This is a genomic window from Oleiphilus sp. HI0117, from assembly GCF_001635235.1.
The window spans coordinates 1-23,063 of the sequence record NZ_LWGA01000642.1 but is presented as its reverse complement, the minus strand read 5'-3'; the positions used below and the strand labels follow the sequence as shown (position 1 = coordinate 23,063).

The following is a 23,063-nucleotide window of genomic DNA, read 5'->3' as shown; positions in this document are numbered from 1 at the left end:
TATCTCACCAGGTAACAGATCAGCTAGAAATCGTTGCGGATGTCTATCATTTCCGAGGCGAAGATAGCCCGGACTTAGGTACCTACATAGATGGTGATACCGGCAAACCTGTTAAAGATATCCCTTCTTATGTGCAAGATGAGGACTTTCTGAAATCTGAAACCAGTACTGCAACGCTGCGTGTTGGTTATGAATTTAGCCCAACTTCGAGCATTGTGAATCTGACTCGCTACGGTATTACCGAGAATGGTTATGTTGCGACAGGAGCCCGAGGTACAACAGCTTACCCAACACTTGATGATGCTACGAATGATACCAATGGCTTTGAAACTGCTTCGTTAAGTACTCATCAAGGCTGGCAAGACGTTGATTATTTTGCCAATCAATTTAATTTTCTGACTACAAAAGAACTCGGCGAGACAGTTCATGACATCGTGATTGGTGTCGAATATACCGACCAAACGGTTATCAACGGCGTCTATAGCTACACTTCTGAAGGAGCCTCAAACTGCTTCACTTCAGGTCGACGTGGTGTTGGGGAAGGCTATTGTTGGTCAGACGAAAATGGTAATACCGCGACAGACCTCAATACATTGATTCAACGAGATATTGCCCAAGGTGATAAAGACTCAGATTGGAATGTTGAAACCCTTGCGCTCTATTTCATGGATACCGTCGAGTTAAGTGATAATTGGACAGCCTTTGGTGGCGTTCGTTACGACTATTACGACTACAGCACCTTCGCAAACTATGACCCGGATGGCCGAAGCGGGCCCTTAGAAAGTGAGTGGACTGAATTTGCTGACGACGGTGGCTATTGGAACGGCCATATCGGTGCCAGCTATCGGTTTATGGACAATGCAAACGTCTATGCCAGCTTCTCGACTGCAACCAACTTGAATGGTGGTGAGTCGGATGTAGGCACTAGCTGTGGCTATGGTGGTATCTGTGTCGATGCCAGCGACCCTCAATTAGGTGACCCGGAGAAAACACAAAGCATTGAGGTTGGAACGAAGTGGCAATTAAACGATGGCAAGTTACTTGCGACAGCCGCGCTATTCCGCATCACAAAAAATGATGTGATGGAGAGCCCCTCTGGCGATAGCTATAGCACGCTGGGCTCACTGAACACAGGCAAGAACCGAGTAGAAGGTATCGAACTTGGCTTAACGGGGAATATCACTGACAAAATCAGTATGTCTGCAGGTATTGCTGTGATGGATGCCGAAGTATTGGAATCCATTAACGAAGAGGATGAAGGAAAAACCCTAGCAAACTTTGCAGATACCTCTGCTTCGCTACATGTGAAATATCAGGCTACGCCACAATGGGCGATAGGTGGTACAGCCACTTATGAAGACGAGCGTTTTGTCGGCCAACCTGATACCGCAGCGAATGAAGAAAGAGGTATTCCAGGTTACACAGTCTTTGATGCCTTCGCGACTTACAAGCATAGCCAGGACCTAAGCCTGCGTCTTAATGTCGGCAACATCTTCGATACCGATTATTACTTGGCCGCTTACCGATCCGGCGCCTTTAATTACATCGGCGACCGTCGCAACGCACGCGTGACGCTTGACTTTAGTCTATAGCCTCTTGCACTAAAAAGTGGGTGGAACTGCCACCCACTTTTCCCCTTTTTATCATCAAGAGAATATATAGCGATGCAGGAAACAACGATACTCGCCCCCTTGGATCATATTCCCGCGGAGGTCTGTTGCGCTCAGGACTACGAGAGCTTGGCTGAACGCTTTATTGCCAAAGACCGATTCAACTATATTGCCAACGGTAGTGGGAAAGACCTAAGTCTTCGCCGCAATCGCAGCGCCTTCGAACAACTTGCATTGCAGCCTCGTCTGCTGCAAGACATGAGTACTAGTAAGACAGATATCAAATTTGCTGAAGCAGACTTGAGCGTGCCTTTTATGCTCGCACCAGTCGCCTATCAAAAACTCGTACACCCGGATGGCGAGCTAGCCACTGCGCATGCCGCCGATGCCATGGGTATTGGCTTAATCTCTAGCACCTTAGCCAGCGTTAAACTAGAGGAAACCGCCCCAAGTGAGCCAGGCGCAATTCGCTGGTTTCAACTCTATGCACAAGACAGTGAAGAGGCAACGCTACACTTGCTTCAACGAGCATTACTAAGCGGTTATCAGGCCATTATGCTAACACTGGACACACCACTACAAGCACCCAGCCACCAAACACTACGATCCGGCTTTCAAATGCCGAAAGAATTACAGCCAGTCAACCTAAGTGACTACCCAAATAACGGCGTTCAAAGCGCTGGAGCAGCCGGCATTTTCCAGCAGCATGTTCAAAAGGCTGTTTCACTCGAGCTGCTTAAGAAAATCATTGCGATCAGCCATGTCCCGGTATGGGCAAAAGGCATTATGAGCACTGAAGATGCTACTTACCTAAAAGATCTAGGCATCGCAGGGATCGTCGTGTCAAACCATGGCGGCAGAGCCCTGGATGGCGTACCCGCAAGCTTGACGGTACTACCCGACATTCGCCAAGCCTTGGGCGATGAATACCCGATTCTTTTTGACAGTGGCATTCGTAGTGGTGCCGATATATTCAAAGCCATTGCCCTAGGCGCTGATGCCGTTCTGATTGGACGTTTGCAAGTCTATGCCTTAAGCATTGCCGGTGCCTTAGGTGTCGCTCACCTGATCAAGCTACTCAAAGAGGAGCTTGAATACACCATGGCGATGACGGGCTGTCGTACAATCCAAGAAATTCGTCATGCAAACCTTAGAAAGCTGGGGACTCCTTTATGCTAATCGTCATACCCAAAGTGTTATCAAGCGAAGAAGTGAAGCAATTCCGAAGTGCCCTGGATAAATCCTCGTGGCGTGATGGCAGCCAAACCGCCGGTGGCATCGCTATTCACGTCAAACACAATCGTCAACTCGATGACCTGGGCGACACCGCTCAACAACTGGGCCGTGAAATTCTGCGCAAGATATCTCAACATCCTGTTTTTATCTCTGCGGCACTGCCTGACAAAATCTTCCCGCCAAAATTTAATTGCTACGGAGAAGGCGAAACCTACGGCAATCATATCGATGGTTCCCTGATGCAAATACCGGGCACCGCTCAAACAATGCGCACCGATGTTTCATCCACTTTATTTCTGAATTCGCCAGAAGAATATGAAGGTGGCGAGCTCCAAATTCATACTCAGTACGGCATACAAAGTGTCAAATTAGACGCGGGGGATATGGTGCTCTACCCTTCCACCAGTTTGCATCAGGTTAGCCCCGTCACAAGAGGGCAACGCCTAGCATCGTTCTTCTGGACGCAAAGCATGGTGCGTGAAGATAGCCAAAGACAAACGCTTTATGAACTCGACCAAAGCATTCAAAACCTAAGCGCGGAACTTGGCTCTGACCATAATCAAGTCACGACCTTAAGCGGCCTTTATCACAACCTAATTCGTCGCTGGGCATCCCCATCATAAGCAAGCCTTATTCAATACCATCGCACCCGAACGGACATAAACATGAGACTTTTTCGACCACTTAAACTGCTGGTGATAAGTATTAGCCTTCCTTTCTGCTTCACCCCCGCTCAAGCCGAAGAGCTTATGGTGTACTCATCGCGTAATGCGAGTTATCTAACACCGATGTTCAATCGCTACGCTTCTGAAACAGGTGTTTCGGTCAGCTACACCATTAACAGCAGTGAAGCACTCATCCGAAAGCTCGAAGCTGAAGGAGAGGAAAGCCCGGCGGATATCTTCCTAACGACAGGCGCACTCAATCTGTCACTGGCCTCTCCAAAAGGCGTGCTTGCCAGTATCTCTTCTCGTATCCTGAAAAAAACACTGCCTGAACACCTTCGTTCAAAAGATGATGACTGGTTTGCAATAGCGAAACGCGCCCAGGCGATTGCTTATCACCCTGAAAAGCTTAGCGAATCTGAACTGCAGACTTATGCCAACACCTACGCCGCTCTCGCCGATAGTAAATGGAAAGGCAAGCTGTGTTTACGCTCATCAAGAACTGAGTATTCCCAATCACTGCTAGCAGACCTAAGCCACCGTTATGGCGAAGCAAAAATGAAGACGGTAATGAAAGGCTGGGTAAGCAATCTCGTCCATTCACCTATGTCGGACGACTTAGAATTATTCACTGCACTGGAAACAGGAGCTTGTGAGCTAACAATCGCCTACTCCTATTACTTGCCTCGCCACCTTTTGACTCACCCGAATTCAAAAATAAAACTCTTCTGGCCTGAACAGAAAGACGGCGGTGTGCATATCGATATCACCGGCGCAGGCGTCGTAGCCGATTCCGACAATAAAGAACTCGCGCAAGATTTTCTAGAATGGATGTTATCTAAACAAGCACAATCCCAATACTCTCGACTCAGCATGGAATACCCGGCTCACCGAAGAGTCTACCCGGACCGAGCTGTCGCCAAGCATGGAAAATTTAAAGAGAATAAAGCCCATGTCGACGAGTTTTCGCCTTATCAAAGTGCAGCGAATAACATCGCGAGGAAAGCCAAGTACAAGTAAACGATGCCCGGCTAGGGATATGAAGTTTTCAGTCGTAGCCTGTTTTTAACAGACATGGTCGGCTTGGTCGTTAAAGTGCCACAGGCACACCTAATAGGCCATTATCAATATGGCCTCATTGTCCTGATTTAAGGCTGTCGCAGATTTTTGACTTTGAGCACGCAGCTTTATTAAATTACCGATAACGGGTTAGCCAATATCTCCTTGAGCCTATTCGGCGTATCCATTCTTACACCAAGTATACTTATGACACCTACCCCACCACTTTTAAGCTCCTTCAGGTAAATCACCTCATTCTCATAACGAGTAAAATGAATACTTTCAGTTGTGATGTCTGAGATCATATCAAGAGGAAAAACTCGGGGTCTTAAACCATTGTGTTTACCGGTGTTTGAAATTTCATCTATAGCGTCAAAAAGCCCATCAATATACTTGTCAGCTTGGTTTTCTCCAAATCGTTGAAAACCATAATCCCAAATACTATCTAGCTGAGCCATGGCTAAAGGGGAGTATTTAGCTTCAATCGTCATTTTTTAGGCCATTTCTTTTCAAAGCTCTATTTTTAAATTCATCTCGTTTTATTGGTTTAAATTCGCTTTCTTCAAATCTCAAGCCTTCATTTAAAGAAGACCTAACACGTTCCCACTTAGCCGAATCTTTCCGCTCCATATCTCTACGAATAAGATCTCGTAAATACTCACTGGGAGTCTCATATTCTCCGTTTAAGCCGGTACATTCTTCTAAGTGGCTGCGTAAGCTGCCAGAAACTCGTAACGTAACATTTGGGTTGGCCATATAATCATCCTCAAGTTGCACATATATATATTAATAGATAGTGCAACCTTTGACTAGAAATACATTGAAGAAGAACCCTGGCAGTGGAAGTAACGATTGTTTAGTGGCTTTGCTTATTACACTACTTTATGAAAACCAAGCACGTAACAAACCATAAACAAGAACCAATAGAATGATCCGAATAATTGACAGTTTGAAGGAACGCAGTAAAACAAAAATACTTGCGACAACGGCCATATCTATAGGCTCTTTTACAGAAGTAATAAATACAGGGCTATAGAGCGTTGCTGCTAATAAACCCACCACGCTTGCATTAACACCCACAATGGCACCCGACACTCTTGGATGCTCGGCCAAAACTTTCCAGTGTTGGTTAAACGCTAAGACAAGTAAGAACCCCGGCAAGAAAATCCCCAATGTAGCGATAAATGCGCCTATTAGCGGGCTCTCGTGACTCATCGCCCCTAAGTACGTGGCGAAAGTGAACAAGGGCCCTGGCAACGCTTGGGCGACCGCATAACCGGTGATAAAACTTTCATGTCCTATGGATTGGGCGAAATAATCTTGTAGTAAAGGCAGCACCACATGGCCACCACCAAAGACTAAACTGCCAGCGAGGAAGGTTTCGGAAAACAAGGCAAAGCCATCTAAAACACCGGAGAGGCACACAACGAAGAGCACAATAAAAAATAATGTACTGAATGAAAATGACAAACCAATACGGCCAGCTTTCTCTACAGACTTGCTACGTAGAGAAAATAAACCAAACATTGCAGCAGCCGAGATACAGAGTATTTGAACAAACGGAACGGGGAAAAGCCATATGATGAGGCATGTAACGAAAGCCAAGAGTTGCGTTGTTTTAGTTTGGCAAAAGGACTTCCCCATCGATAATACTGCGTCAGCCACTACCGCAACGGCGAGTAACTTAAATACGTGAATAAGAGAATCTAGAATAGCGTTGGAACCAAAGTTCGTTAAACCCACGGCTACTAGCAGCATGATAAGGAAAGAAGGCAAGGTAAACCCCACAAAAGCCAAGACTCCTCCAAGTAAGCCCATACGATGAAGGCCAATAGCGAATCCTACCTGACTAGATCCGGGGCCAGGTAGAAACTGGCTTAAAGCGATTAGCTGGCTATATGAAGATTCGGAAATCCACTTTTTGTCTTCAACGAAGGTTTTACGAAAATAGCCTAAGTGAGCGGCTGGCCCACCAAAACTAGTGCAACCTAAGATAAAGAACTGGGTAAACAATGATATTGCGTTGTTCATAAGAGCAAAGAAAAATAAGATACGGTGGAAGAATGAAAGTTGAGGTCAGAATAAAAAACAGGCGTTTTTATTCTGCCGCCAATTGTCGCTCGACATAATACAGCCCTTGTTTATATAAAGGCTTTAGGTTTTCTTCTGACACCCAGTTGTACTTTGCGCAATATATTTCCTTAAACTTTTCGATATTGTTATGCGCTTTAAAGTTGGTCGCCAAAACAAAAGCTGTGTCATGAGCGTATTTAAGCGCTGATAAGAAAAGCTGGTTATATTCGTCCAGTTCCGCGGCCGAGAGAGTCGGGTATTTTTTAGCGAAGCGTTCCTGTGTCGAGACTTGCCAGTTCTTACCAAAAGCCATGGCTAACTGAAGACCTTCATTCAACATGTCGTTTTTTTTGTTGGGACGCTTTCTAGAAAAAAGTGATGATAACAAAAGGACCCTCCGGCAGGGCTTAATTGCGAACAGTCATAAATACTATCTTAATAAGGTCCTTATCTATAGGGCTAATCACCAAAACTCTCTACAGTGTAGCGTTCAAGTTCTATTGATTCATTCCAATAGTCCAACGTCAATCCAGCTTTGGCTTTAAGGTGATTTAAAAAATCAGACTTATCTGGCAGCTGCTCCCAGACAGAGGGTAGAAAAGTTGCTCTTCGATTACCCAACGTCAATATCAGGCCATCTATACCGACACGTAGTTGAGATAGTAAGTCTTGCTCTGAATTCACCTGCATCGGCTCTGGGGTGCTGAGTACAGAAATATGATATTGGAGTTTCTCGTATTCGCTCTGTGACATAGGCGAAAAGCGGGAGTCATTAAATGCTGCACGGTAAGCATTCTCTGCAATATCGAGCACTAGAGGCCGATAAGCCTGAAGGGAACCTATACAGCCGCGTAATTCTCCGCTAATTTTCAATGTAACAAAGCTGGCAAACTCTTTTTCTAGCTCAGCATCATAGTCACCGATTTGAACGGACAAAGGCCTACCGTGATCTAAGCCATGCCTGATAGATGCTTGTGCTATAGCGATCAGTTGCTGCTGATGCTGTTCATTCAAGGCATTTCTCCTTTTATAAATACGCTAGCTTAGGTAAAACTCCAAGCACCGTAGCCAACCACTCTATCTTTATCTCCAGCAGTATCACCTGAATTACACAGTGCCAAGCGATGCGGCGTCAGATCACGTTTTAGTGCGATTTGAAGTAATCCATTCACCGGGTTTCGGCCACAGGCATCGTCATATTCAATCAAGTCTGCCTGAAGCGTGTCGATAGCTTCGGCAGTCTTGCTATCCTTTTTACTAGCGACTTCGTAGCTCAGAAAATGACTCAGGTCAGAACTGATGACAAACAAGGTATCTTCGCCACCCCATAAGGAATCAATCACCTTGGCAACCTGATGCTTATCCGCATCTCCAACAACTAAGGGAAGCAAACTGAAGTCGCCTAATAGCGCTTGTAGAAAAGGTAATTGAACTTCGAGGCTATGCTCCTGAAGGTGGGCCTGGTCAAGCGTTTGAGCTAGCCCCTTAAGCTCAAGTTTTTGGGTCGCTAGGTAATCAAGTTCGATCATTCCCAAGGGAGTCTCATAGCTATGGAAGTGGCTACTGGCCAAACCTTTAAAACCATAATGATGGGATGGCCCCAAGAGAACGACTCGTTTGATTTTATCGACATAGGGTAGCAAACTCGCGTAAGCCGAGGCAGCGACCGCACCTGAATAGATATACCCTGCATGAGGCACGATAATCGCTTTTGGCTGAGCTGCCGGTACTTCTGGCAAGACCGACAAGGCGATTTTCATACAGTCATCAATATTAGCGCGCAGCTGCTGCGGGTTGGACGGGTAAAACTGTCCTGCCACGGCAGGAGAACGACTCAAATTCATAGGTGAAGCCCTCCGTTTGTGCAAGGGAAATCGACTCGGCACATTGAGATTGACAAACTTAACCCCAATACTGATAAGTATAGAGGCCATTGATAAAAGGAAAAAGTAATTAGCTAGCAGAATCAAGGCAAAGCTAAGTGCCCGGCATGTGGCGCAGACTGTCCGGGATATTTCTCACAAGATAATGAATAGTGGAAAAGCTATGAGGCTCTTTATCGCAACCCCCTTATCAAATACAACACAAGCTGAAGTGTTACAGTATCAGCCGCCAACAGCTGAGGGCGCTCGCTTACTTCGCCCTGAACTCTTGCATATGACCTTACAGTTTATTGGTGAAGCAGAGCCTAAGGTGGTCAGCCAAGCACTGCAGAATATCCAATTCAATGCCTTTAGTACTCACTTCACTCAAACCGGAGTCTTTTCCCCTAAAAAGAGTAAGAACATTTTATGGCTCGGGCTCGCCCTGAATGATGACTTAGCTCGGCTGCAAAAAATGATTAGCCACTCACTACGCGAAGCGGGCATCAAAATCGACTCCCGTCAGTTCACCCCACATATCACGTTGGCGCACTGTAAGCACAGTATGGATAAGGCCTATATCGACGCATTCGTCAATCAAGAGCCCATCGCCAGGCCTTACCAGATTAATCAATTTCACCTATATCGTAGCCATAATAAAGGCGGGCAACTGCACTATGACATTATAGAGAGCTACTAGGTTTAAACCTCTGTATCGCTCAAACATACCGCGTAACGTATCTGTTCCCAGTCATAGCCCTCACCCAAGGCCTCGAATACTGGTTTGATTCGTTCAGGCTTGTTCAAGCTTAGCCATTGTGCCTGAATACCCGCTATTTGTTCTGGCGATATCATCGTACTGACATCAACGTCTTCCCCATGAAAAGCCAGACGATATATATGGCTAATTATCGTAGACTTACTTAAACCTCTCGTTTTGGCGATCTCATTGGGTGACTGCCCTTGCTGATAGAGCGAAAAGGTCTCTCGATGCGTATCGCCTAGTTTCGCCATAGTAAAGTCACTACGCGCAGGTTTAGGCGGCAACTTTTTCCGCACAGGCCCATCAATAAGTAAGCGATCACTCTCATCAACCAAGCTGGATATTAAGGCAACGAAGGACTCACCATACTTCTCACACTTATGATCCCCCACACCGCTGACCGTCAAGAAGGCGGCTAAGTTCCCAGGCTTAAGCCGAGACATGTCTTTTAAGCTTGCATCTGAAAAAACGGTATAGCCCTGAACTTTATCCTTCTGCGAAATTTCTTTTCTGAGCCCTTTTAATGCCTCAAACAAAAGATGCTCAGCCTCGCTAAGATCGGCGTGCTTGTTCACTTTTTTCTCAACCTGATTGATTTTTGGATCTACAGGCTCACATAGCTGAACTGTCTTATCTCCTTTCAAAACAGCCATCGATAAGTCCGTCAGATGCAGTGTACTGCCTTGAGAAAAGTCGAGTGATAGATAGCCGCGATCAATCAGCTGTGTAATGTAGTGAGACCAGTCTTTCCAGGCGATGTCCTTACCTGCGCCGTAGGTCTTGATAGTATTTAGACCCGACTCCAATACCGCGCGACTCGATGAAGCTCTCAAGATATCAATTAACATATTAATACCTACAGCCAAATTGCGCTGCTGAACTCTAAAGCAAGCAGACAGGGCTTTCTGAGCGATGACTGTGCCATCGAAGCTTTTGGGTGGATGAATGCAGTGGTCGCAGTGCCCACAACCTTCTTCTCGATGCTCACCAAAGTAATTCAGAACAAAATTGGTACGACAAGAAAGCGTCTGGGTAAACTCCCAAAGCCGGCTAAGCTTGGCTAATTGCACTTGTTTGAAGCGCTCATCGGCATCGCTATCTTCGATAAAGCCTGTCAGGGTTTTCATATCACCAAAACCTGCAAACAGTAGCGCTTTGGCCTCTTCGCCATCTCGCCCGGCACGGCCCATTTCCTGATAATAGCTTTCAATATTTTTTGGCAGGTTATAGTGAATTACCCAGCGAATATTCGGTTTATCGATACCCATACCAAAGGCGATGGTAGCGCAGACTATCTGGATATCATCACGCAAGAACTTGTCTTGCACCTCTGCCCTACGTTCACTATTCATCGCTCCGTGATAATGCTCGGCAATGTATCCGGCATCACGTAATTTCGCTGCCGTTTCTTCGGTACTGCGGCGGCTCAAGCAATAAATAATACCGGCTTCCTTGCCTTGCGTTTGCAGAAACTGGTAGATCACCTGAATTCGTTTTTTAGCTGGCAAGACCTCTATTTCAATATTTTTACGCTCAAAACTGGATACAAAGGTCTCGCAGTTGACCAAGCCTAGTTGCTGACGAATATCTTGCTGTGTCGCAGTATCTGCGGTTGCAGTCAAGGCGGCTACCGGCACATTGGAGAACAAACGTATCAGCTCGGTTAGGCGAGTATATTCAGGACGGAAGTCATTCCCCCATATTGAAACACAGTGCGCTTCATCAATGGCAATTTGCACGATATTCAAACGACTCACCCAATTCAAAAAACCTCTTGAAACAGCGCGTTCGGGTGATACATATAAAAGCTTAAGTGCACCACTTTCCGCTCGGGTTCGAATCATCTGCTCCTCATCACTGCTGCAGGCACTATTTAGCGCCTCAGCTTGAATACCGCTAAGTTGAAGTGCTGAGACTTGATCCTGCATTAGTGCGATAAGAGGTGAGACAACAATACTCAAACCGTCCAGCATGACAGCGGGCAGCTGGTAACAAATAGACTTACCACCACCGGTAGGCATAATCACCAGGCTAGACTGGCCCTTAAGTGTACGTTCGATGGCACCCGCCTGATTGAGGCGAAAGGCATCATAGCCAAAGTAAGATTTTAGGGCGTGAAGCGCCGTGTCCATATTCATAGGTCGTTCTCCTGAAAGGGGCTGTGATTCTTAACTTCCCTTTGGGCATCATGAGGAGACACGTCGGGCAGGTCTTTCCAATTTATCGGCATCGCAAATTCCTTTTGCTAATGATTGAATTCACGAGAAGCCTAGCAAATATAGTGGGTCGCATGCAAAGTCGGCCAACACGATTTACATTACAATAGGCCAAAATATTAAACGCCATTCTGGCAACTAAACTAGATGGAACACCTCCTAAATGCTAAAGTAAGCAGATGCTAACTTCCTATAAGCCAATAACGCTAATAATAAAGCGCTCAATAGTCCTATTAGCACTGTTTTTATCAGCTTGCGCCAGCTTTGATCAGACCAACATTAAACCCGGTCAGCGTGTTGATGGCTTTACTTTCTCTTTTGAAGTGCCTACAGAAACACCCTGGTTTGCAGTCGTATATGGCACAAGTCATCGTCTGAAACTCAGCCAATTAAACCAAGACGATAGTTACTCCATTCTAGTCACCTTAACTCGCGGCCCAAGAAGCGGTATGTATTCGAGTGCCAACGCGCACTTACAGGCACTAAAGCGCCACCTGCAATTAGAACGGCAGCCAAAAGGTTTAGTCCTCCATCACCAGGCACAAGCCATTGATACACGCTATGGCGAATTATGCATTCGTCAAACCAGTAATAGCGAAGACTGGCGAGGTCGAGCAAAGCCCGGCCCAGCGCTGATAGACAGTATCACCCTGACCTGTCCTCACCCCGGCTTCGCAAACGTACTAATCAGCACGACGCTAAGCCGACGCTATGAAACTCACGCAGCAACACTTGAACTAACAAACTACGCAGACCAACTTTTCGCTTCATTCGAGTTTGAACCAGATTATTGAAAACACCATTCCGAAAAGTAAGGGTTTTCTCATTCTCTGAACTGAGTTAGTTTTAGCACCAGTCAAGTTCAAGGAGCGCATCATGAAAAAAATCATCATAAGCAATAGCGGGAAAGCAAATGTATTACAAGTTCAAGAGGCTGCCGACCTGGTGGCTGGTGATAAGGAAGTTCGTATTGCAGTGAAAGCTGCGGGATTGAATTTTGCTGATATTTTGGCTCGACAAGGCCTCTACCCTGATGCGCCGAAAACGCCTTGTACCGTTGGCTATGAAGTATCGGGTGTCATTGATGCTATCGGCACAGGCGTAGATGAATCCTGGCTAGGCAAGGAAGTTATCGCCTTAACACGCTTTGGCGGCCAAGCTGAGCAAGTCACAGTGCCCCTACAACAAGTATTTGATAAACCAGAAACGCTCTCCTTCGAAGCCGCAGCAGCAATCCCCGTAAACTACCTTACCGCCTACCAATTACTCGTCGCGATGGGAGGCTTACAAGCTCATGAGAGCGTTCTCATTCACAATGTGGGAGGTGGTGTCGGTCTTGCTGCACTGGAAATCGCCAAGCATATTGGCGCTACAATTTATGGTACTGCTAGCTCAAGGAAGCACAAGTTCTTAAAAGAAAAGGGCTTGGATCACGCAATAGATTACCGTACCCAGGATTGGAAGAAAGAACTTCTCGCCCTCACCAATAGCCGCGGTGTCGACTTGATCACAGACCCTATTGGCGGCGATAACCTGAAAAAAAGTTACAGTGCCTTAGCTAACACCGGCCGACTAGGCATGTTTGGTATTTCCTCTGTGTCCGACTCGGGAATCAAAGGCAAGTTGAATATGCTTAAGATGATTGTGCAAACACCTTTTTATCACCCTTTTGGTTTAATGGATCAGAACAAAGGCGTATATGGTGTCAATATGGGGCATTTATGGCATGAACATAAGAAGATTGATATCTGGATGAAAGAGATACTAAAAGGCTATGCTGAAGGCTGGATCAAGCCTCATGTCGATAGCACGTTTTCCTTCAAGGATGCAGCCAAAGCGCATGAGCATATCGAGCAACGCAAGAATATTGGTAAAGTAATTTTAGTCCCCTAACTCACAATGAAAGCAAGGCTCTTCCATTTATTGGCTTGCTGAGCCTTCGCATATTCTAGAAGGTATACTGAGCCAACATACTGACACTAATAGAATCGCTGTCACGATAGACTTGCGGGCCCTCAAGTACGCGGTATCGCTTACCCTTAAGGAACAAGACTTCCGCCCCTAAGCGCAGCGCACTGTCTTCTTCCTGCCACATTAACGCTAAGGTATGACTACGCCCAAACTCGTTATTTTCTTGGTCCATCTGATCTTGGTCATCAATACCAAACTGGTCATAGCGATAGCTGATTCGATAGTCATTCAGACGGTAGGAAAACATGCCGTACAGGCTGTAGAAATCTATATCAATGCCAGGACCCGCTCCCATTTCAGAGCTGCCTTGAGAGGCTTCCGATAAGAACTCCCAGCCCTCACTAATACGCCAAGCCAAGCCAGCCATAGCAAAGCGGGTTTTCCAGGCATATTCTGCATGTAGAAGTGTCGTATCGCCCCGGTTATCGACCCAAGTGAGCTTTATATTCAGCTCATCCAAAGCCAGTGATGACCTCAGCGCATACCCTGGCCGACCATCAAGATCTCGACCAAAAGGTTTAGTACCGTCATCTCGCTGCCCCGCAAAAATCTGCCCGTCTTGAAGGTTGCTGAGCTCAGGCAAGGCCAATACATCACCCAATACCGTGCGCTGACGCCCGTAAGTCCAACCTCTATAGGCCAACAAAGCGCCCATTGAATCATTACCACCAAAGATCGTTGCAGCTGCCGATAACTCTGGCCCACTATCAAAATGATAACGATAAGACATGTCTAAGCCGATAGGGTGAAACTCCTCACCTATCCAGCTATTGAGCGAAGAGTAGCTAATGGTATAAGGGGATTCCCAGAAGCGATCTATATTTTCCATTGAGGTCGGTAAGAAAAACTGGCCCAGCTTAACACTAAGCGCTTGATTGAAGTCGATATCATGACGATACCTTGCGCTCCACTCTATCACCCCAAGAGAGCGAACGGAGCTATCATTACTCGTACCTTGTGCTTGGATATGAGTACTCAATTGAAAGGCAGAAGAAGGCCGGTACCGATACTCGATATTTGATTCAAATAGGCCTGAAACCGAGCTATCCTGGTCACCCTGTCCAAAACGTCCCAGCCCACCATTGAGCCATGTATTTCCGCTGTCTTGATAGTTGGTAACAAGCGTCACATTGCCGATAAAGCGGTGTGGGCTATTCTGCTTTGCATGCACAAGTGCGCTGCTGATCAAAGCGACTAGAAGCAAGGCGGCACAGATAACTGAAGAGTGTTTTATTCTGAATGCTTTGTTTAGCCTTGTTCATCGAAAAAATAATGCTAGTACTCACTGTTTACATCATAGCCTTTAAACCAGGTAACAAAGTCTGCCGAGTTTTGTGGGCGAGAGATATAGTAACCTTGTAACTTATCGCATCCCCATGTTTCGAGTAAGGCCCAAGACGCTCTGTTTTCAACCCCTTCAGCAACGACAGTTAAACCGAGCTGATGAGCCATGTCTATCGTTGACTGGACAATAGCCTGGTCATATTTACTTTCATCCAGTTTCAAAACAAAGGCCATATCGATCTTTAGCTCGTCTACGGGTAAATCTTTAAGTTGGCTCAAAGATGAATAGCCTGTGCCATAATCATCAATCGCCAAGATAATCCCTTGGTCTCTTAATTGATTAAGCACTTTTAGGGCTTGAACCGGGTTATCAATCATCGCACTTTCGGTGACTTCAAGAATTAGCGAAGAAGTAGAGAGGCCGTTTTTCTCAAGCTCTTGCGCCACATAATCGGGTAGGTCATCGTTGGCCAGATCATAAGCCGAGAGATTGACCGCCATTTTTAGGTCTATCCCTTGAGTTCTCCAAGCAGCGGCTTCACGCAATACACTAGCAATCACCCAACGCGTTAGCGGTGGCATCAAGCCAGACTGTTCAGCAAGACCAATGAACTCTTCAGGTGAGATAAAGCCCAACTCGGGATGAATCCAACGAATCAATGCCTCAACCTGGGTGACTTTGCCTTGCTTAAGCTCCAGCTTTGGCTGATAGAACATGCATAAGGAATCTTGATCGATCGCCTCTTTCAAATCGTTGACCAGGCGCGTTTGCTTAAGATGCTTTTCATCACTACCTGGCTGATAAAGCAACAAAGCAAGCTTCTGCTCATTCGCTTCATTGAGCGCTATGTCCACACGCCTCATTAATTCATCAGTTCGTTGACCATGCTGTGGATATAAAACCACACCCGAGGTAAATGCAATGGGGAGCTTAAGCTCGTTTATTTGATAGGGCTCAATAATCGCTTCTAAAATTCGATTCGCTCGTGCAGATACTTCTGGTTCTGTATCTGCCTTGAGCAATAACAAGAACTCATCCGCCCCCAGCCTTGCAGCACTATCATCCTCACCCATCAGCGAAGAAAGGCGCTTGGCAATACTAATTAGAAGCTGGTCGCCGATATGATAACCAAAGGTCGTATTCACTTGTTTGAAGTGACGAACATTCACCTGCATCAGTGCAAATATGTCTGAATCACCATCGCTTTGCTCAAGCAGGGTTTCAATCTTCTCTTGTATCGAAGCGCGATTAGCCAAACTCGTCAAAGTGTCGTGAAAGACTTGATAGAGAATTTTGTCTTCTCGATCAGCGATGCCCCGCTGCATATGACTTAAGCTGTTAGCTAGTTTACCTATCTCGTTCTTCTTAAAAAGATCAAAATCAATTTCTCCCTTATAATCACCCTGGCTAATTCGTTCTGCCGCACTCACCAGCGTATTAACCGGTCGTGTAATATTTCGGGCAATAATAAAGGCAATAAAAGCCGATAGTAGCAATGCAACGGATGCAATAATGAGTATATGGATTTTTAGTGGTGAAAATTTGGCAATAGCCAAAGACAAGGAGGTACTCAATACCGCATTCACTTGATAATTATCAGCCTTCACCAATGAAGTCACCAGCGCTAAAAAAGACTCTCCCTGGTATGTCATGTGCAACCAGTCACCCTGAGTTTCATAGACCCTCATTGCTGCGTTAGTCTGCTCATCCAGAGTCGACAACTCAAAGCGGCGCTCATTGCTATCCCAACCCGAAAAGCTCACCTCCAGCGTTGTCAGCTCTTTTAACTGCCGAGCAAGCTTATCGTCAATTTGGAAACCTACGGCTGTCCAGGCAGACGTAACCGGCGCAAGTACCGGCAACATCAGAATTTGGTAGGGTAAGCCATCTAATACAACGGTTTGCATCAGACCGCCATTTTCCTCTGCTTCTGACAACAAGTGCTTAAAGGGGAAGTTCTGGCTTTTACCTGTGCTGGCAATCAAGTCACCTTCGAGTGAGGCGATCATCATCAAGTCAGCGCCTATTCTAGCCCCATGATTGTCGAGCACTGAGCCAATAGTTGAACGGTCCTGATCCAGCACAGCGGCTTTAAAACCAAAGTCTGAGGTCAGTACCTCAGCAGACTCGAACAACTGGTTACCTCGCAGCGCCAGTAACTGTTCAAAAACCTTTTGACCTACGACGAGCTTCTCTCTCGCCTGCTCAGCGACACTATTGTTAGTCGCTAATAACACTGCCGAAATCGTCATAATCGACGAGACAATAATTAAACTTAAAAAGGATAGTAGGATTTTTTTTCGCAAGCTCAAGTCAATAACCATCGCGATCCCTTCTATACGCTCTGAACTGACGTCGCGTCTTTTCCTTTTTGAGCTTCAAGGTAATCGTGACTGTTTCATGCTTACTATCGATAGCTTTTCTAACTAAACCGGCTTTCCCCTCTAAGCGAGGATGCCAAATGAGCAGTTCTTCAGCTGTCTGAGAAAAGGTAAGTTTGCCGCTTTCATCGCTCACACCATAATTAGGCCATGGTGACACATAGATATAGCCCAACATTGAGTCATGAATATTGCAACCTAGTGCCACTAAACCCGGCTGATTAAAGGTAATCGGCTGTTCGGGAACTCCTTGATATAATTTAATTTCAAACTTTTTGGGTTGGGAAAAGGAATAGACATGGTGACGGATATTATCACTATTGGGAAAGACAACCGCTTGCCCTTGGTCTATCGCCAATACATGAGGTACAAAGGCAATATCAAGCTGATCCATAATGGCCGGCGTTTCCTCTGCTTGCTCAATATTTCCTTCGGGTATCGCTACATAAGCGTCTTTAACCGGTTTACCGTTCTGATCAAGCACTAAAACCTCAAAAGCAGCTAAGGGTGTCGAACAGAAAACAAGTAAACTAATCATTGCAAAAACAAGTGGGTTAACACGGCTCACTAACACTCTCCAGTCGCTATAGAAGTCCTTAGACGCTGTTAATCAGTGTAGGTTCAAAAACCGGAATCAGAAAGAAGTCAGGTGACTATTTTTTGATTCCGATTAAGGGTCGTTCGATTATACTTAGCCAGAGCCGACGAATTCGAATCACACCTAAATAGCCTAGTAAATTTAAATTATAGGCTATAGATATTAGTCCTACAGCATGCTTAAATAGGCTTCTACGCAAGGGATAATGCGTTAATAACAAAAATGAAGCCGTGCACTACCTTCTACCCAACAACCATAGCAGCTGACCATGAAAGTCCGAACGCCATCATCACTCCGCCAACCGAGCTAGAATCGGATGATGCGGTTTCTGGCCTGGACATTCTTTCAAACTTTCAACGTTCAGATGTTACTAGCGAACTGAATATCTCGACTATGACTGATAATAACAAAGGACAAACTATCCCCTTCAACATTCAATCATTTGGTTTCAGTGATGTAGGTAATAAACGAACTCAAAACCAGGATGAAATCCTGGTAAAAGATTCTGATTCATTATGGCTTGTCGCTGACGGTATGGGCGGTCATGTTGATGGCGATAAAGCTAGCCAGGAGATTGTAAGGCAACTATCTGAAAAGGAACTACCAGTAAACCTTTTCTCCAAAGTAGATGCAATTAAACAAACTATACAAAATGTAAACACCGAGATATTTAGCTATGCAAAGGATAATCAACTAACGTGTGGCAGCACGGTTGTACTTCTGGCGCTTGAGAATAACAAATCTACCTTCTTATGGGCTGGGGATAGCAGGCTTTACTTATGGAGACGCGGTGAACTAACTCAATTGTCTTCAGACCACTCAATCTATAACTTATATAAAGAATCAGGTCTACCGACAGAAAACATTCAAAACAATGCAATTACTCGAGCGGTAGGTGTTGATGAGAACATTGATCTGGATATCGGTTTTCTAGACTTGGCTGTGGGCGATAGACTAATGCTGTGCTCCGACGGTCTGCACGACCCGGCTGGAGATGAAGGCATCAAGTATGCTCTATCCCTAGATACCCCGGAAAGTGCTGCGGAGAACTTAAAAAGCACCGTACTCGCGGGTGAGGCTAAAGATAACTTATCAGGTGTTTTTACTTGGCTGTAGCATTATCGATCAAAACTAGCTTCAACTAAAGCCCACACTGACACAGATTCTTGGAAACTAACATGTCAAAGACAAGCCACCTCAAAAAGGTGACATGTTACTAATTCAACTGTTGGGAAAAGGTATCTCTACATGCCACTAAACGGTATACCCGTTAATTCGGCAATCTCCTTTTTCCAAGTCGCAATATCTTGCAGAGTAAACTTACTCAAATGGTCATGGCCACACGCTCTCGCCATCACTTGCATCAAGTGTGTCGAGGATTTAAAGAAGCGTTCAAGCTGCTGTGCAGAGGTGTCAATATCCAGCTTAGCTCTGAGTTCAGGTTTTTGTGTCGCAATGCCTGCCGGACAAAGGTTGGTATTGCACATCCTGGCAGCAACGCAGCCAATAGATTGCAAAGCAGAGTTTGAGATCGCAATGCCATCGGCCCCTAGGCACATTGCTTTGATAAAGTCTGAGGGCACTCGCAAACCACCAGTAATTATTAGCGTGACATCATGACGTTTACGGTCATCCAGGTAGCGCCTAGCGCGTGCCAAGGCTGGCAAAGTAGGCACAGAAATATGATCTCTAAACAAACTCGGTGCTGCACCAGTACCACCACCACGGCCATCGAGAATCAGATAGTCTGCACTGGCTTGCAAGGCAAACTCAATGTCTCTCTCGATATGATTAGCAGATAACTTCATGCCAATGGGGATACCACCCGACACCTCACGAATGCGATCAGCGAAGTGTTTAAAATCTTTAGGGCCATTCATCTCAGGAAAACAAGAAGGCGATATAGCATCCACACCTTCAGCCAAACCTCTTACCTCAGCAACCTTTCCACGCACTTTGGCTCCTGGAAGATGACCTCCGGTACCCGTTTTCGCGCCTTGCCCACCCTTAAAGTGGAAGGCCTGAACTTGTTGTAGAACATCTTCAGAGAAGCCGAATTGCGCTGACGCTAATTCATAGAAATAGCGGCTATTCTCGGCCTGTTCCTCAGGCAGCATACCGCCCTCCCCGGAACAAATACCCGTCCCTGCTAATTCCGCCCCTCTTGCTAGTGCGATCTTTGCTTCTTCTGAAAGTGCACCGAAGCTCATATCTGAAACAAATAGTGGGATATCTAATACCAAAGGCTTTTTGGCTTTCGGTCCGATGATCAACTCCGTCCCTACTTTTTCATCTTCCAACAAAGGCTTCGTTGCCATCTGGGCGGTCATGATTTGAATATCATCCCATTCTGGAAGTTGCGTACGGGGTACTCCCATCGCTACCATTTCACCATGGCCACCGGTTTTCTCTAAACCGTCTTGTGCCAAAGCTTTAACCTCTGCCAAGCTTGGCTCTTCGGCGACTTCTTCAGTACCCGTTGGTATAGAGGAGGCTTCCGCAGCAATTGCCCCAGGTTTCGGTAAGTTCTTATGGCTACCATCACAATAAGGCGGGTTCTTGCTATGTTTACACATACACAACCAGGCATCCTGATCTTCATCGACCTTAAATACCTTGGGTTTAAATGAGGTGGAGCGGTGACTACCATCACAGAATGGCTGATTCTTACTCAAGCCACAAGAGCACCAAGCATAGCTTTCACCCGACTTTAATTCGGCTTTGATTGGCTTTCGACCCGCTATATTCGGACTGTTATCTGAGGTTTGAGAGCCGCTAGGAGCAAGCTCAACAACCTGGGCTACAGTGTTATCCTGCTTTATCTCGGCACCTGTCTTTCTTGTCAAAACATTTGCATCAGTGTGATCAAAGGTCTTGCCGTAGATATCCAGCACTGTGGTTTCGGAGTAGCTTAAGGTATCACCTTCAATGGTGACTTCATGACGAAAGGCGATCGTGCGAGCGTTTTTTTGCATAAACGGTGACTGAACAATTCCCCAGTCAGCATCGCCATCTTTGGCTTGTACGAATAGCTTAATTTTTCCCGGTGTACCTGCATTCGAGTCATAGGATCCGCCAGCAAGAAGGCCAACCGCTCTAGGGATTTGTAGCGAGTGCATAACAATTTTCTGTTCAGCGTCCCACATCCAATAGCCAAGCTCATCATGGAAGATCTCGCCATTGCTTTGACGCCGTACAACCTGATGGTAGCGAACAATCGCCAGCGTCTGCTGCTTGGCATTTTCAACATCCCCTACTCGTTCGACAACAATACGTTCAAAGTAAGGGCTATCTTCTTTTTGAGTTCCTGGCAAAGGCGCGACATCCAAACCTTTATCACCTTCCCAGGTACCAATCATCGCTTCCAACGGACCAAAATCGACGCTTTCCTCGCTCATATCATCCTCTCATTTTTGATATTTTTATAAACAGATAAGCCTTCTAAATGTAGTCAACAAAGCTCAAAAAACAACCATCAAGAATGAATCATAAGGTACAATTGGCTAAGCCCGACTAAACAACTGGATTCTCAGCAATGAATACCTATATCCCTATTATTCTTATCATCGTAATCGCCGTATTAATTTTTAAAAGCATGAGCAAACCCGACCCGGCTGCAGAGCAGTGTGCAAAGGATATTATTCAGCTATTAAAGAAAAACCAGGGAGCCAGTGCCGAGGAGATTGCAAAAGTGCTTAAAGCACATAACCGAACTGTGGAAGATGCAGAGAAGGTAACGGTCATCGTCAAAACCAGGCTAGTGCAAGCTCATATCAGGAAAGAGGATCATAATGATGTCATGTTGAGAGTGCGCCAAGCGAAGCAATTACTAGCGACACCCTAAGCCTGCAGTTTAAAATTTCTCACACCAAGCGACGAGATCCCTATGTTTTTTAAGCCCGAAAAAGCCAAAATGATCAAACCCGAAAACGCCTTACCAGGGCGCGATCAGGCAATTAGCATTAGCGCCACCCATACCGTCACTGGCAATTCAATGCTGCCCCCCTTTCCTTCTGGAATTAAACAAGCAATGTTTGGCATGGGCTGTTTTTGGGGCGCCGAACGAAAGTTTTGGTCACTGGCAGGAGTTTATTCTACGGCGGTAGGCTATAGCGCGGGCTTTACGCCCAACCCAAGCTACCAAGAAGTTTGCTCAGGATCGACAGGCCATAATGAAGTGGTATTAGTCGCTTATGATCCGTCCCAAGTATCATACTTAGACTTACTAAAAACATTTTGGGAGGCGCATAACCCAACACAAGGCATGCGCCAAGGTAACGACCAGGGAACACAATACCGTTCAGGCATTTACACCTTCAATGACGAACAAAGCAAACTTGCTAATGAAAGCCTACAACAATACCAAGTAGCGCTAACAGCGCGGGGGTTTAGCGAAATCACTACCGAGATTAAACAAGCCTCTGAGTTTTACTATGCTGAAGAATATCACCAGCAATACCTTGATAAGAATCCCGACGGCTACTGTGGCTTAGGTGGCTGTGGGGTCGAGCTGTTCTAGTAATGCGGTAAAGCCCCTGGAAAAAACACTGTCCGCACCTAAGGAGATCTATTACTATAAGCGAAACTAAATAGAGGCTTGATCAATGAACTATTCAAAACTTGGTAGCAGCGGCATTAATGTTTCACGAGTATGCCTGGGCTCGATGACCTGGGGCACACAAAATACTCAGCGCGATGCCAGTGAGCAAATCGACTTCGCCTTGGCGCAAGGCGTGAACTTCATTGATACAGCAGAGATGTATGCAGTGCCACCTGCAGCCGATACCTATGGCAAAACAGAAAAGATGATAGGTAACTGGCTGGCAGCTAATTCGAGTAAACGAGGTGACATTATTCTGGCCTCAAAGATTGCAGGAAATGGCCTACCTTGGATACGCGGGGGTGGTGACATCACGGGTGAGTCGATTATCACCTCAGTAGACGCATCCTTAAAGCGCCTTAAGACCGACTACATCGACCTCTACCAACTCCATTGGCCCAATCGTACCTCGCCTCACTTCGCCAAACATTTCCCTGGTCGAATTTCTTTTACCGATGTAGACCGTCAGGCACACTCCGATCAAATGCTAGAAATTCTTCAGGCTTTAAATGACTGCATCAAAGCCGGGAAAATTAGACATTGCGGTTTATCAGACGACACACCTTGGGGGATCAATGAGTACTTACGTTTAGCTGAAAAGCACTCGCTTCCCAAGATGGTATCAATACAAAATGAGTTTAATCTACTACATACCAAAGACTGGCCTTACCTGATTGAAAACTGTGTTCACCAGGATGTCGCTTACCTTCCCTGGTCTCCGCTTGGTGGCGGCGTATTAAGCGG

General features: G+C 45.9%; 22 protein-coding genes. 11 read left to right on the top strand and 11 right to left on the bottom strand.

Annotation, left to right across the window (positions count from 1 at the left end):
- The 4 genes from A3757_RS08065 to A3757_RS08050 all read left to right on the top strand — a co-directional run.
- The coding region (locus tag A3757_RS08065; protein ID WP_068739392.1) for a TonB-dependent siderophore receptor at window positions 1-1,592 on the top strand (1,592 nt) is incomplete at its 5' end.
- Between the two features lie 72 nt (window positions 1,593-1,664).
- On the top strand, window positions 1,665-2,789 hold the full coding sequence (locus A3757_RS08060; RefSeq protein WP_068554242.1) for an alpha-hydroxy acid oxidase: 1,125 nt from the start codon (window positions 1,665-1,667) through the stop codon (window positions 2,787-2,789).
- Window positions 2,783-3,469 carry a Fe2+-dependent dioxygenase gene (locus A3757_RS08055; RefSeq protein WP_068554244.1) on the top strand — a complete coding sequence of 229 codons (687 nt, stop codon included), beginning with the start codon at window positions 2,783-2,785 and terminating at the stop codon, window positions 3,467-3,469. The genes A3757_RS08060 and A3757_RS08055 overlap by 7 nt, the downstream gene beginning before the upstream one ends.
- A 42-nt stretch (window positions 3,470-3,511) precedes the next feature.
- The gene (locus A3757_RS08050) at window positions 3,512-4,531 is read left to right on the top strand and encodes an extracellular solute-binding protein (RefSeq protein ID WP_068739390.1); all 1,020 of its coding nucleotides are present in this window, start codon (window positions 3,512-3,514) and stop codon (window positions 4,529-4,531) included.
- A 170-nt stretch (window positions 4,532-4,701) separates the two neighbouring features.
- Here A3757_RS08050 and A3757_RS08045 read toward each other — a convergent pair whose 3' ends face one another.
- The 6 genes from A3757_RS08045 to amrB form a co-directional block, all read right to left on the bottom strand.
- A complete protein-coding gene (locus A3757_RS08045; RefSeq protein ID WP_068513323.1) occupies window positions 4,702-5,061 on the bottom strand; it encodes a type II toxin-antitoxin system RelE/ParE family toxin in 360 nt (119 codons plus the stop codon).
- Window positions 5,051-5,326 (bottom strand): hypothetical protein, encoded by a 276-nt coding sequence (locus A3757_RS08040; protein WP_068513326.1) that lies wholly within the window; start codon window positions 5,324-5,326, stop codon window positions 5,051-5,053. The genes A3757_RS08045 and A3757_RS08040 overlap by 11 nt, the downstream gene beginning before the upstream one ends.
- Window positions 5,327-5,452: 126 nt before the next feature.
- Window positions 5,453-6,601: a chromate efflux transporter gene (gene chrA / locus A3757_RS08035; protein WP_068554248.1), complete on the bottom strand. Its 1,149-nt coding sequence runs from the start codon at window positions 6,599-6,601 to the stop codon at window positions 5,453-5,455.
- Between the two features lie 67 nt (window positions 6,602-6,668).
- A complete protein-coding gene (locus A3757_RS08030) occupies window positions 6,669-7,031 on the bottom strand; it encodes a hypothetical protein (protein WP_156490594.1) in 363 nt (120 codons plus the stop codon).
- Window positions 7,032-7,102: 71 nt separating this feature from the next.
- Window positions 7,103-7,657, bottom strand: coding sequence for an AmmeMemoRadiSam system protein A (gene amrA / locus A3757_RS08025; protein WP_082865359.1), 555 nt, complete (start codon window positions 7,655-7,657; stop codon window positions 7,103-7,105).
- Between the two features lie 29 nt (window positions 7,658-7,686).
- On the bottom strand, window positions 7,687-8,487 hold the full coding sequence (gene amrB, locus A3757_RS08020) for an AmmeMemoRadiSam system protein B (protein WP_068554254.1): 801 nt from the start codon (window positions 8,485-8,487) through the stop codon (window positions 7,687-7,689).
- 202 nt (window positions 8,488-8,689) lie between these two features.
- Here amrB and thpR point away from each other — a divergent pair, with 202 nt between their 5' ends.
- Entirely contained in the window at window positions 8,690-9,205 is a 516-nt protein-coding gene (gene thpR, locus A3757_RS08015) for an RNA 2',3'-cyclic phosphodiesterase (protein WP_068554256.1), read from the top strand.
- 2 nt (window positions 9,206-9,207) lie between these two features.
- Here the strand turns inward: thpR and recQ are convergent, their stop codons facing one another.
- Complete coding sequence (recQ, locus tag A3757_RS08010) at window positions 9,208-11,406, bottom strand: DNA helicase RecQ (RefSeq protein ID WP_068554258.1); 2,199 nt, start codon at window positions 11,404-11,406, stop codon at window positions 9,208-9,210.
- A 257-nt stretch (window positions 11,407-11,663) separates the two neighbouring features.
- On the opposite strand from recQ, the gene A3757_RS08005 reads away from it, so the two are divergent.
- Window positions 11,664-12,278 (top strand): hypothetical protein, encoded by a 615-nt coding sequence (locus A3757_RS08005; RefSeq protein ID WP_068509688.1) that lies wholly within the window; start codon window positions 11,664-11,666, stop codon window positions 12,276-12,278.
- Between the two features lie 82 nt (window positions 12,279-12,360).
- Complete coding sequence (locus tag A3757_RS08000; RefSeq protein ID WP_068513341.1) at window positions 12,361-13,377, top strand: medium chain dehydrogenase/reductase family protein; 1,017 nt, start codon at window positions 12,361-12,363, stop codon at window positions 13,375-13,377.
- Window positions 13,378-13,432: 55 nt separating this feature from the next.
- On the opposite strand, the gene A3757_RS07995 is transcribed toward A3757_RS08000, so the two are convergent.
- From A3757_RS07995 to A3757_RS07985, 3 genes are all read right to left on the bottom strand, one after another.
- Window positions 13,433-14,626: a hypothetical protein gene (locus A3757_RS07995; RefSeq protein WP_068750128.1), complete on the bottom strand. Its 1,194-nt coding sequence runs from the start codon at window positions 14,624-14,626 to the stop codon at window positions 13,433-13,435.
- A 104-nt stretch (window positions 14,627-14,730) separates the two neighbouring features.
- Complete coding sequence (locus A3757_RS07990) at window positions 14,731-17,052, bottom strand: EAL domain-containing protein (protein WP_197469943.1); 2,322 nt, start codon at window positions 17,050-17,052, stop codon at window positions 14,731-14,733.
- Window position 17,053: 1 nt separating this feature from the next.
- Entirely contained in the window at window positions 17,054-17,689 is a 636-nt protein-coding gene (locus A3757_RS07985; protein ID WP_082865361.1) for a methylamine utilization protein, read from the bottom strand.
- 252 nt (window positions 17,690-17,941) lie between these two features.
- On the opposite strand from A3757_RS07985, the gene A3757_RS07980 reads away from it, so the two are divergent.
- Complete coding sequence (locus A3757_RS07980) at window positions 17,942-18,835, top strand: PP2C family serine/threonine-protein phosphatase (protein ID WP_082865362.1); 894 nt, start codon at window positions 17,942-17,944, stop codon at window positions 18,833-18,835.
- A gap of 128 nt (window positions 18,836-18,963) precedes the next feature.
- On the opposite strand, the gene A3757_RS07975 is transcribed toward A3757_RS07980, so the two are convergent.
- Window positions 18,964-21,117, bottom strand: a complete 2,154-nt coding sequence (locus A3757_RS07975) for a glutamate synthase-related protein (protein WP_082870216.1) — start codon at window positions 21,115-21,117, stop codon at window positions 18,964-18,966.
- Window positions 21,118-21,254: 137 nt separating this feature from the next.
- On the opposite strand from A3757_RS07975, the gene A3757_RS07970 reads away from it, so the two are divergent.
- The 3 genes from A3757_RS07970 to A3757_RS07960 form a co-directional block, all read left to right on the top strand.
- Window positions 21,255-21,563: a hypothetical protein gene (locus tag A3757_RS07970; RefSeq protein WP_068513352.1), complete on the top strand. Its 309-nt coding sequence runs from the start codon at window positions 21,255-21,257 to the stop codon at window positions 21,561-21,563.
- 42 nt (window positions 21,564-21,605) lie between these two features.
- The gene (gene msrA / locus A3757_RS07965; RefSeq protein WP_082870215.1) at window positions 21,606-22,238 is read left to right on the top strand and encodes a peptide-methionine (S)-S-oxide reductase MsrA; all 633 of its coding nucleotides are present in this window, start codon (window positions 21,606-21,608) and stop codon (window positions 22,236-22,238) included.
- Between the two features lie 85 nt (window positions 22,239-22,323).
- On the top strand, window positions 22,324-23,063 hold a 740-nt coding region (locus tag A3757_RS07960; protein ID WP_068739389.1), incomplete at its 3' end, for an aldo/keto reductase.

Excerpts from the sequence above, each read along its gene's own strand:
- A3757_RS08060 (WP_068554242.1), top strand. The coding sequence starts at position 1,665 with ATGCAGGAAACAACGATACTCGCCCCCTTGGATCATATTCCCGCGGAG.
- A3757_RS08055 (WP_068554244.1), top strand. The coding sequence starts at position 2,783 with ATGCTAATCGTCATACCCAAAGTGTTATCAAGCGAAGAAGTGAAGCAA.
- A3757_RS08050 (WP_068739390.1), top strand. The coding sequence starts at position 3,512 with ATGAGACTTTTTCGACCACTTAAACTGCTGGTGATAAGTATTAGCCTT.
- A3757_RS08045 (WP_068513323.1), bottom strand. The coding sequence starts at position 5,061 with ATGACGATTGAAGCTAAATACTCCCCTTTAGCCATGGCTCAGCTAGAT.
- A3757_RS08040 (WP_068513326.1), bottom strand. The coding sequence starts at position 5,326 with ATGGCCAACCCAAATGTTACGTTACGAGTTTCTGGCAGCTTACGCAGC.
- chrA (WP_068554248.1), bottom strand. The coding sequence starts at position 6,601 with ATGAACAACGCAATATCATTGTTTACCCAGTTCTTTATCTTAGGTTGC.
- amrB (WP_068554254.1), bottom strand. The coding sequence starts at position 8,487 with ATGAATTTGAGTCGTTCTCCTGCCGTGGCAGGACAGTTTTACCCGTCC.
- thpR (WP_068554256.1), top strand. The coding sequence starts at position 8,690 with ATGAGGCTCTTTATCGCAACCCCCTTATCAAATACAACACAAGCTGAA.
- recQ (WP_068554258.1), bottom strand. The coding sequence starts at position 11,406 with ATGAATATGGACACGGCGCTTCACGCCCTAAAATCTTACTTTGGCTAT.
- A3757_RS08005 (WP_068509688.1), top strand. The coding sequence starts at position 11,664 with ATGCTAACTTCCTATAAGCCAATAACGCTAATAATAAAGCGCTCAATA.
- A3757_RS08000 (WP_068513341.1), top strand. The coding sequence starts at position 12,361 with ATGAAAAAAATCATCATAAGCAATAGCGGGAAAGCAAATGTATTACAA.
- A3757_RS07980 (WP_082865362.1), top strand. The coding sequence starts at position 17,942 with ATGAAGCCGTGCACTACCTTCTACCCAACAACCATAGCAGCTGACCAT.
- A3757_RS07975 (WP_082870216.1), bottom strand. The coding sequence starts at position 21,117 with ATGAGCGAGGAAAGCGTCGATTTTGGTCCGTTGGAAGCGATGATTGGT.
- A3757_RS07970 (WP_068513352.1), top strand. The coding sequence starts at position 21,255 with ATGAATACCTATATCCCTATTATTCTTATCATCGTAATCGCCGTATTA.
- msrA (WP_082870215.1), top strand. The coding sequence starts at position 21,606 with ATGTTTTTTAAGCCCGAAAAAGCCAAAATGATCAAACCCGAAAACGCC.